The sequence below is a fragment of the Stenotrophomonas testudinis genome, assembly GCF_024499815.1.
Taxonomy (GTDB): Bacteria; Pseudomonadota; Gammaproteobacteria; order Xanthomonadales; family Xanthomonadaceae; genus Stenotrophomonas.
Genome location: NZ_JAMOKY010000046.1, coordinates 22,224 through 28,705, shown reverse-complemented (window position 1 = coordinate 28,705; position 6,482 = coordinate 22,224). Strand labels below are relative to the sequence as shown.

Annotated in this window: 6 protein-coding genes; all 6 read right to left on the bottom strand. The window is 66.6% G+C overall.

The window, feature by feature from the left end; genetic code table 11:
- Positions 1-169: 169 nt before the first annotated feature.
- The 6 genes from NQ204_RS17750 to glnA all read right to left on the bottom strand — a co-directional run bounded on the left by NQ204_RS17750 (position 170) and on the right by glnA (position 6,275).
- Positions 170-463 carry a hypothetical protein gene (locus NQ204_RS17750; RefSeq protein WP_256644545.1) on the bottom strand — a complete coding sequence of 98 codons (294 nt, stop codon included), beginning with the start codon at positions 461-463 and terminating at the stop codon, positions 170-172.
- A 108-nt stretch (positions 464-571) separates the two neighbouring features.
- A complete protein-coding gene (mltA, locus tag NQ204_RS17745) occupies positions 572-1,729 on the bottom strand; it encodes a murein transglycosylase A (protein ID WP_256644544.1) in 1,158 nt (385 codons plus the stop codon).
- 123 nt (positions 1,730-1,852) lie between these two features.
- Complete coding sequence (locus NQ204_RS17740) at positions 1,853-2,599, bottom strand: N-acetylmuramoyl-L-alanine amidase (RefSeq protein WP_116862819.1); 747 nt, start codon at positions 2,597-2,599, stop codon at positions 1,853-1,855.
- A 156-nt stretch (positions 2,600-2,755) separates the two neighbouring features.
- Positions 2,756-4,183: an ammonium transporter gene (gene amt / locus NQ204_RS17735; protein WP_256644543.1), complete on the bottom strand. Its 1,428-nt coding sequence runs from the start codon at positions 4,181-4,183 to the stop codon at positions 2,756-2,758.
- Positions 4,184-4,205: 22 nt separating this feature from the next.
- A complete protein-coding gene (locus NQ204_RS17730) occupies positions 4,206-4,544 on the bottom strand; it encodes a P-II family nitrogen regulator (protein WP_004134334.1) in 339 nt (112 codons plus the stop codon).
- Positions 4,545-4,865: 321 nt separating this feature from the next.
- Positions 4,866-6,275 carry a type I glutamate--ammonia ligase gene (gene glnA, locus NQ204_RS17725; RefSeq protein WP_057498133.1) on the bottom strand — a complete coding sequence of 470 codons (1,410 nt, stop codon included), beginning with the start codon at positions 6,273-6,275 and terminating at the stop codon, positions 4,866-4,868.
- Positions 6,276-6,482 lie beyond the last annotated feature (207 nt).

Here is a 6,482-nt window from a genome sequence, read left to right as displayed (position 1 = left end):
CCCCCCCCCCCCCCCCCCCCCCCCCCCCCCCCCCCCCCCCCCCCCCCCCCCCCCCCCCCCCCCCCCCCACTCTACAAGGGCGATGGAGCAGTCGAGCATGGCTCGACTCTACAAGGGCGATAGAGCAGTCGAGCATGGCTCGACTCTACAAAGCGGGGTGGAGCGGTGCTTACACCGGGTAGCCGGTGGCTTCCCTGGCCTTCTTCCAGGCGCTTTCAAATTCGCGCGCGGAGATTTCGTCGTCCTCGTCGAAATCGAGGAACGACACCGGCTGGTCGGCCAGCATGAAACGGTCGTCGCTCTGGCCGTGCTCATCGGCCCAGACCAGCTTGGTGCCGTAGATTTCCACCTGGCGCACGATCTTCTCGCCGCGGGCTTCCATCAGCACGTTGCCCTTGCCCAGGCCCGATTCGGCCCAGTGCTTGTAGTACTTCTTGGCGGTGTTGTTCTTGATGTTCTTCATTGCAGGGGTCCTGGCCGCAGCGGCGGCCGGAGAGTTCGGAATGGCGCCATTATCAGCCATTCGGGGTCAGAGCCTTTTCCTTCGGAAAGGGATCCGACCCCTCCCGGTTCAGTTCGGCAGGGGCGCGCCCTTCGGCCACAGCATCCAGAGGTTGCCGTTCTGCTTCATGTCACCGGCCAGCTTGCCGGCGGCATCGCCACTGCCCCAGTACAGGTCGGCGCGCACTTCGCCGGCAATGGCGCCGCCGGTGTCCTGCGCGGCCACCGGGCGCACCACCGGGCTGCCATCCGGGCGGGTGGTGGACAGCCACAGCAGGCTGCCCAGCGGCACCACGCTGCGGTCCACCGCCACGCTGTAGCCGGCGGTCAGCGGCACGTTCAGCGAACCGCGCGGGCCTTCCGGGCTGTCTGCGCTGCGCACGAAGAAGACGTAGCTGGGGTTGCTGCGCAGCAGCTCCGGCACGCGCGCCGGGTGCGCCTTCGCCCACGTGCGGATCGCGTCCATGGTGACGTCTTCCTTCTTCAGCTCGCCCTGGTCCACCAGCCAGCGGCCGATGGCGCGGTAGGGGTGGCCGTTCTGCTCGGCATAGGCCAGCCGCACCTGGGTGCCATCGGCCAGGCGCACGCGGCCCGAGCCCTGGATCTGCAGCAGCTGCAGGTCCATCGGGTCGGTCAGCCAGGCCAGCACAGGCGCTTTGGATCCCTTGCTGGCGATGGTGCCGGCGTCGTCATAGGGCTTGAGCACCTTGCCGTCGAGGCGACCACGCAGGCGCTTGCCCTTCAGCTCGTGGTACAGGCTGTCCAGCTGTACCACGATCAGATCGTCGGGCGTGCCATACACCGGCACCGTGGCCGTGGCCGTGGCCGTGCGGGTGAGGCTGCCCGGATAGATGGGTTCGTAGTAGCCGGTGATCAGGCCATCGGCCTGGTGGCCCCCGGCGCGCAGTGCGTACACGTCGAGGTCGCGCTGCAGGAACTGGCGGATCGCCGCCGGGTCCTTGTCGGACACCGTGGCCGCGGTCGCGCAGGGCTGGGCCCAGACCGCATCATTCTTCAGGCGGGTGCAGCTGCTGCGCCAGGCGACGAAGCCGGCCTGCAGGTCGGTATCGGAGACCGCCGGCAGGGCCTTCCAGTCGACCTTGGCGTAGGTGGCGGCAGCGGGCTTGGCGGCCGGTGTGCCCGGACGGGTGCCGGTGGTGGCGCAGCCGGCGAGCAGGGCAACGGCCAGGAAGGTGAGGAACGCGCGCGGCGACGTAACAGTGATCATCGTCGCAATGTAGTGGGGCCGATGGTGGCGGAGCAACCTTCGGTAGCGCCGGGCCATGCCCGGCGGAAAGCGGATCCCGCGCTGCGCGCTCGCCGGGCATGGCCCGGCGCTACCCTCAGATGGCTACGGCGTCTGCAGCAGCAGCGAATGCAGGATACGCGCGTCTTCGGCATCCAGCGTCTTCGGCAGGTCGTCACTGCCGCGGAAGCGGCGATGGAAGGCGGCGACGGCCGCTTCGCGATCCTCCAGCGGGTAACCGAAGCGGGCCATCGCATTCCACGCATCGAAACCGTCCGGTGCGGGGCCATCGCTGGCACGCGGCCACACGCCGAAGCCGGCCTCGGCCAGCTGCTGCCAGGGGAAGAAGCGGCTGGGGTCGGCCTTGCGCGTCGGCGCGAGATCGGCGTGACCGATCACCTGCCGCGGCGGGATGTTCAGACGCTCGGTGAGGTCACGCAGCAGCAGGATCAGCGATGTGATCTGCGCGGGCGTGAACGGCGTGCTGCCGTTGTTGTCCAGCTCGATGCCGATGGAGGCCGAGTTGAGATCGGTGATGGTGCCCCAGCGGCCGGAACCTGCATGCCAGGCGCGGCGTTCATCGCTGACCAGCTGGTAGCGGTGGCCATCGGCCCCGATGAGGTAATGCGCACTGACCCGGCCGCCGCTGTTGGAGGTGCGCAGCGTGTGAAGGCTCTGCTGCACCGAATCCTGTTCGGTGTGGTGGATGACGATGACGACCGGATCGCGCGCGTTCTGGTTTGGCGATGGCACCCAGGTCGCCAGCGGATTGCGGCTTTCCTGCGGCGCGGAAGCACAGGCGGCCAGCAGCAGGCAGGCCGAGAGCATCAGGGGGGTGCGGATCGGGTGCATGCGTTTGATTGTGCGCGATCGCGCGCGACGATGCATGCCCATGGGGTAGATCCACGCCATGCGTGGATGGCGCTGCAGGATGTGCCAAGCAAGCTTGGCACCTACCATGCCAAGTGCCAAATGGCGGGCGACCTTCGCAGGCCGCCCGCCGTTGAATCAGGCCTCGTAGGCCGATTCGCCATGCGAGGTGACATCCAGGCCGGTACGTTCGGCCTCTTCGGTTACGCGCAGGCCGACCACCACCTTCACCAGCAGCAGGATGGCCGCGGTGACCACCGCCGACCAGACCACGGTGAGGCCGACGCTGACCACCTGCACCCACACCTGGTGGCCGATATCCAGATCGGCCTTGGTGCCGCCCAGCGACTGCGCGCTGAACACACCGGTGAGGATGGCACCGACGATGCCGCCGACGCCGTGCACACCGAACACGTCGGCGGTGTCGTCCACCTTCAGCAGGCGCTTCAGGCCGGTGACGCCCCACACGCAGACCACGCCGGCGACCAGACCGATGACGATGGCGCCCAGCGGGCCCACGGTGCCGCAGGCCGGAGTGATGCCGACCAGGCCGGCCACCGCACCCGACGCTGCGCCCAGTGCCGACGGCTTGCCCTTGGTGATCGCTTCGGTGAGCGTCCAGCCCAGCACGGCCGCAGCAGTGGCCAGCACGGTGTTGAGGAAGGCCAGCGAAGCGACGGTGTCGGCCGCGGCGGCCGAGCCGGCGTTGAAGCCGAACCAGCCCACCCACAGCAGCATCGCGCCGATGTAGGTGAACGGCACGTTGTGCGGCTTCAGCGCGGTCTGGCCATAGCCCAGGCGCTTGCCGAGGAACCACGCGCCGACCAGGCCGGCCACCCCCGCGTTGATGTGCACCACGGTGCCACCGGCGAAATCGATCGCGCCCATTTCACCCAGGTAACCGCCACCCCAGACGATGTGTGCCATCGGGATGTAGCTGAGGGTGAACCACAGCGCCGAGAACAGCAGCACCGCGCGGAACTTGATGCGTTCGGCGAAGGAGCCGACGATCAGCGCCGTGGTGATGCCGGCGAAGGTCGACTGGAAGGCGACGAACAGATAGTCCGGCAGGCCCTTGATGGGCGTGTTGCCGACCGAATCAGGGGTGAAGCCCTTCAGGAAGGCGAACTCGGTGAATGAGCCGAAGAACGGATTGCCCGCGCTGAACACCGCGCTGTAGCCGTAGGACACCCACAGCAGCAGCACCAGCGAGAACACCACCAGGATCTGGCTGAGCACCGACAGCACGTTCTTCGAACGCACCAGGCCGCCGTAGAACAGGGCCAGGCCCGGCACCACCATCAGCAGCACCAGCAGGGTGGAGGTGAGCATCCAGGCGACGTCGCCGTGGTCGAAGGCCGGCGCGGCGGCTTCGGCAGCAACTGGTGCCGCAGCGACCGGAGCCTGCAGCGGTTCGACCGCGACGGTTTCGCTGGGCAGCGGCGAGACCTGGGCCTGGGCGTTCGCAGTACCCGGCCAGGCGCCGGCGGCGAGCGCGCTGAGCAGCATCAACAGGCACACGAGATGGAACCGGGCTTGCCACCCGGTGAGAAGGCGCATCTTCATTTGGGGGAGTCTCCGGAAGGGGTTACAGCGCGTCGGCACCGATTTCGCCGGTGCGGATACGGATGACCTGCTCGACGGCAGTGACGAAGATCTTGCCGTCGCCGATCTTGCCAGTGCCTGCGGACGATTGGATCGCTTCGATCACTGCGTCGGCACGCTCGTCGGTGACCACGGTTTCAATCTTGATCTTGGGCAGGAAATCGACGACGTACTCGGCGCCGCGATACAGCTCGGTGTGGCCCTTCTGGCGACCGAAACCTTTCACTTCGGTCACGGTGATGCCCGACACGCCAGCGTCGGAGAGGGCCTCGCGGACCTCGTCGAGCTTGAACGGTCGGATGATGGCGGAGATCAGTTTCATGCGCATGTCCCGATGGTGGATGGGGCCACCGCGCCAGCGCGCGATGGCATCAGGCAACCACGGGCCATCGTGATGATGGCCGTGGCTGTTGCACCGGACACGTAATGGGCCGGGACGGCCGTGCCTCTCTCCTTGCACGACCGACGCGGGAGGGAGGGCGGCCCATGTCGCGTATCCGGTCTCTCTCTTGCCCCTGGATCAGCGGACTAACAGTCCGCTCTACCAAGGCGGGCACGAGGCCCGCCATGCGGCTCCCCAGCCGCAAAGAACGGAGGCGATGGCGGCGGGTGGGAGGGGGGTCCCACCGCCATCGCCGCCCGGTCAGCTGGCGTAGTACAACTGGTATTCCAGCGGGTGGGTCGCCGCGCGGAACTTGGTCACTTCCTGCATCTTCAGCGCGATGTAGCCGTCGATGAAGTCATCGCTCATCACGCCGCCGGCCTTGAGGAACTCGCGGTCCTTGTCCAGCGCTTCCAGGGCCTGGTCCAGCGAGGAGCAGACCTGCGGGATCAGCTTTTCTTCTTCCGGCGGCAGGTCGTACAGATCCTTGTCGCTCGGTGCGCCCGGGTCGATCTGGTTCTTGATGCCGTCCAGGCCGGCCATCATCAGCGCGGTGAAGGTCAGGTAGCCCGACTGGATCGGATCGGGGAAGCGCATTTCGATGCGGCGTGCCTTCGGGTTGGACACCCACGGAATGCGGCACGAGGCCGAACGGTTGCGGGCCGAGTAGGCCAGCATCACCGGGGCTTCGAAGCCCGGCACCAGGCGCTTGTAGCTGTTGGTGCCCGAGTTGGCGAAGGCGTTGATGGCCTTGGCGTGCTTGAAGATGCCGCCGATGTACCACAGCGCCAGCTGGCTCAGGCCGCCGTAGCCGTCACCGGAGAACAGGTTGGTGCCGCCCTTGGACAGCGACTGGTGCACGTGCATGCCGCTGCCGTTGTCACCGACGATCGGCTTGGGCATGAAGGTGACGGTCTTGCCGTTGCGGTGCGCCACGTTCTTGATGACGTACTTCATGCGCAGCAGTTCGTCGGCCTTCTGCACCAGGGTGCTGAACTTGGTGCCGATCTCGCACTGGCCGGCGGTGGCCACTTCGTGGTGCTGCACTTCCACTTCGATGCCGACCTGTTCCAGGGTCTTGCACATTTCAGCGCGCAGGTCGTGCAGGGTGTCGGTCGGCGGAACGGGGAAGTAACCACCCTTCACGCCCGGACGGTAGCCGCTGTTGGCGCCGTCGTACTTGGCGCCGCTGTTCCAGGCGGCTTCTTCCGAATCGACCTTGAAGAAGGTGTTGCCCATTTCATTGGCGAAACGGACCGAATCGAAGATGAAGAATTCCGGCTCCGGGCCGAAGAACGCGGTTTCGGCGATGCCGGAGGACTTCAGGTAGGCCTCGGCGCGCTTGGCAATGCCGCGCGGGCAGCGGCCGTACGGCTGCATGGTGGCCGGGTCGAGGATGTCGCAGCTGATGACGATGGTCGGATCGGCGTAGAACGGATCGACATAGGCGCTGGCCGGATCCGGCAGCAGGACCATGTCCGACTCGTTGATGCCCTTCCAGCCGGCGATGGAGCTGCCGTCGAACATCTTGCCTTCTTCGAACAGCGACGGTTCGATGATGCTGACCGGGAAGGTGACGTGCTGTTCGACGCCACGCATATCCACGAAACGCAGATCGACGAACTCGATCTGGTTGTCCTTGATCAGCTTCTCAACGTTTTCCACGGACATCGGTACGACCTCGGATGGGGATGAATGCCTACTGAGGTAGAGCAATGACCGTGCCAACTTTTCTGCGTACGCAAGTCGTTGATTTCACAAGGAGCGCCCCGGCGCGGTGCAGCGCGGCGCGCACCAAAGGGGTGCGTGCACCCCCTGCCGCACCCGTTTGGTGCGGCAGGGATCGTCTATCCTCTCGAGCTTCTTCCTTCCGCTGCC

Excerpts from the sequence above, each read along its gene's own strand:
- NQ204_RS17750 (WP_256644545.1), bottom strand. The coding sequence starts at position 463 with ATGAAGAACATCAAGAACAACACCGCCAAGAAGTACTACAAGCACTGG.
- mltA (WP_256644544.1), bottom strand. The coding sequence starts at position 1,729 with ATGATCACTGTTACGTCGCCGCGCGCGTTCCTCACCTTCCTGGCCGTT.
- NQ204_RS17740 (WP_116862819.1), bottom strand. The coding sequence starts at position 2,599 with ATGCACCCGATCCGCACCCCCCTGATGCTCTCGGCCTGCCTGCTGCTG.
- amt (WP_256644543.1), bottom strand. The coding sequence starts at position 4,183 with ATGAAGATGCGCCTTCTCACCGGGTGGCAAGCCCGGTTCCATCTCGTG.
- NQ204_RS17730 (WP_004134334.1), bottom strand. The coding sequence starts at position 4,544 with ATGAAACTGATCTCCGCCATCATCCGACCGTTCAAGCTCGACGAGGTC.
- glnA (WP_057498133.1), bottom strand. The coding sequence starts at position 6,275 with ATGTCCGTGGAAAACGTTGAGAAGCTGATCAAGGACAACCAGATCGAG.